Annotated in this window: 3 protein-coding genes; all 3 read right to left on the minus strand. The window is 60.0% G+C overall.

Features of this window, described 5'->3' with window-relative positions; all coding sequences use genetic code 11:
* Window positions 1-9: 9 nt before the first annotated feature.
* The gene (gene tnpC / locus FBZ99_RS32920) at window positions 10-1629 is read right to left on the minus strand and encodes an IS66 family transposase (protein ID WP_113468887.1); all 1620 of its coding nucleotides are present in this window, start codon (window positions 1627-1629) and stop codon (window positions 10-12) included.
* 75 nt (window positions 1630-1704) lie between these two features.
* Window positions 1705-2049: an IS66 family insertion sequence element accessory protein TnpB gene (tnpB, locus tag FBZ99_RS32925; RefSeq protein ID WP_069611408.1), complete on the minus strand. Its 345-nt coding sequence runs from the start codon at window positions 2047-2049 to the stop codon at window positions 1705-1707.
* Window positions 2046-2432 carry a transposase gene (locus FBZ99_RS32930; RefSeq protein ID WP_069611409.1) on the minus strand — a complete coding sequence of 129 codons (387 nt, stop codon included), beginning with the start codon at window positions 2430-2432 and terminating at the stop codon, window positions 2046-2048. Before FBZ99_RS32930 ends, tnpB begins: the two co-directional genes overlap by 4 nt.
* Window positions 2433-2509 lie beyond the last annotated feature (77 nt).

A 2509-nucleotide genomic window follows, 5' to 3' on the forward strand; every position in this document is an offset into this window, starting at 1 on the left:
CGTAAGCGGTTAGCTGATGGCGTCAGGCCTGAAGTTCCATGGCATAAGCGCCTCGAGCTCGGATACTGGCCAGCCTTGAGCGATGCGGGTCAATGTCTGGGAGAGCCAGTCGAGCGGATCGACGCCATTTATTTTGGCTGTCTGCAAGAGGGTGGCGACCGTCGCCCAGGTGCGTCCACCACCCTCGCTGCCGGCGAATAGACTGTTCTTTCTCGTAATTGTTTGGGGCCTGATCGCGCGCTCGACGACATTGGAGTCGATTTCGATCCGGCCGTCCGTCAGGAAGCGCTCCAGTGCTTCGCGCCGGGTGAGCGCGTAGCGGATTGCTTCGGCGGTCTTGGACTTGCCAGAGACCTTGCCCAGTTCCTTCTCCCAAAGATCGAAGAGGCCGGAGACGATGGTTGCAGATTTTTCCTGACGCAGCACGGAACGGCTGTCGGCATCTCGACCGCGGACATCATCCTCGATGCGCCACAGCTCGGTCATCGCGATGATCGTGTGCGTTGCAGCCTTCGAGACTCCGCTGATGTGAAGGTCGTAAAACTTGCGGCGTAGGTGCGCCCAGCACCCTGCGAGTTGGATCGTTTCATTGCTGCCGGCTTTGGCACGCGTCTTGGCGAGATTGGTATAGGCCGAGTAGCCGTCGACCTGCAGAATACCGCTGTATCCGGCGAGATGACGTGCCACGCAATCAGCGCCCCTGCTGTCCTCAAAACGATAGGCCACCATTGGCGGACTGGTTCCGCCATAGGGGCGATCATCGCGAGCATAAGCCCAAAGCCAGGCCTTCGTCGTTTTCCCCGAACCGGGCGCAAGAGTGGGTAAGGTGGTTTCGTCGGCGAAGATCCTTTCGCCCTCCTTGACGCGCTCGAGGATGTAATCGGCGCATATCTGCAGCTCGAAGCCCAGATGCCCCATCCACTGGGCCATCAACGATCGGCTGATCTCGACACCGTCGCGTAGATAGATTGCCTCCTGCCGGTAAAGCGGAAGGCCGTCGGCGTATTTGGAGACGGCGATATAGGCGAGCAGCCGCTCCGTCGGCAGGCCGCTTTCGATGATGTGTGCCGGTGCCAACGCCTGGAGCACGCCATCGTTGCCCCGGAAGGCATATTTGGGGCGACGCGTCACGATGACCCTGAACTTCGGTGGCACGACATCCAGTCGTTCGGAGCGATCCTCACCGATCAGAACCTTTTCCAGCCCCTCGCAGCCGGCCGGGATCTCCGGCTCGATCACTTCCTCTATGCGTTCGAGATGAGCGGCAAAACTCTTGCGCGGACGTGGTGCTCGTTTCGGCTTTTCCTTGGCCGCGCGATCGAGCTCGCTCTGGATCGCCGAAAGGCCGGTCTCAACTTCCTCGAAAGCAAAGGAGACCTGCTCGTCGTTGATGCCAAGGCGCAGCCGCTCGGAACGGGTGCCATGTTGGGTGCGCTGCAGAACCTTCAAGATCGATGTGAGGTTGGCAATCCGCTCGTTGGCGCTCTTCTCCATCGCCTCCAGCCGGGCGATCTCAGCTTCAGCGGCCTTCAGTCGGGCTTCTTTCGCAGCCTGCTCGCGCGCCATCGCGAGGACCATCGCTTTCAGCGCGTCAATGTCGTCCGGCAAGTCGTGAGGGGGCAAATCCATGGGAATGAGTAGAGCACAAAAACCGCCGTTTTCCCAACCATTACAGCGGCATGATTCATCTTGCCGCAGGCCCTGTCAGCCCGTCAACAAGGGCCGCCGGACCTTGGCCGGGCGGATCTTTTTCCAATCCATTCCGGCTAGCAACGCCATCAGCTGAGAATGGTCCAGACGTATCCGTGCCGCCGATATGCCCGGCCAGCAGAAGCCTTGATCTTCCAGGGTTTTCGAATAGAGGCAGACACCACTGCCATCCCACCAGACAATACGAATACGATCGGCCCGTTTCGACCGGAAGACGTAAAGCGCGCCATTGAAGGGATCGAGGCCGCCATCCCGCACCAGCGCCATCAAAGAGACGGCCCCCTTGCGGAAGTCGACCGGCTGGCACGACACATAAACCACCACACCGGAGGCGATCATGCCTTGCGAGCCGCCCGTAAAACCCTCACCAGATGATCAGGGTCGAACTCGCCGCCAACGCGCACCACCATATCCGCAATGACAATATCTACCGAGCCGCTTCTCATCGTATCAACGCGCGCGAACTTGATCTCCTTGCCCATTCCCTCCGTCAGGGGCGCAACAACTCCCGATGCCAGTGCCTTGCGACGCCACCCATAAAGCTGCGAGGGATCCAAGCCTTCAGACCGGGCAATCGCCGAGACATTGGCTCCAGGCTGCAACGTCGCGGCCACGATCCGCGCCTTCTCATCATCCGACCAGTCACGCGGCTTGCGCCGTCTTCGGACGGGCTCTGCCGTCAAAACCTCAAAGGTTCGAGGGTGATTCACACTGTCGCTCATGGAATTCTCCGCATGACTCATGCAGAAAATCGCCGATCAGCAGTCCGAAAGATACGTGGGGTGGCCTACGCGCTTAC

The sequence above is a fragment of the Rhizobium sp. ERR 1071 genome (assembly GCF_007828675.1).
Classification (GTDB): Bacteria; Pseudomonadota; Alphaproteobacteria; order Rhizobiales; family Rhizobiaceae; genus Rhizobium; species Rhizobium dioscoreae.

Excerpts from the sequence above, each read along its gene's own strand:
- tnpC (WP_113468887.1), bottom strand. The coding sequence starts at position 1,629 with ATGGATTTGCCCCCTCACGACTTGCCGGACGACATTGACGCGCTGAAA.
- tnpB (WP_069611408.1), bottom strand. The coding sequence starts at position 2,049 with ATGATCGCCTCCGGTGTGGTGGTTTATGTGTCGTGCCAGCCGGTCGAC.
- FBZ99_RS32930 (WP_069611409.1), bottom strand. The coding sequence starts at position 2,432 with ATGAGCGACAGTGTGAATCACCCTCGAACCTTTGAGGTTTTGACGGCA.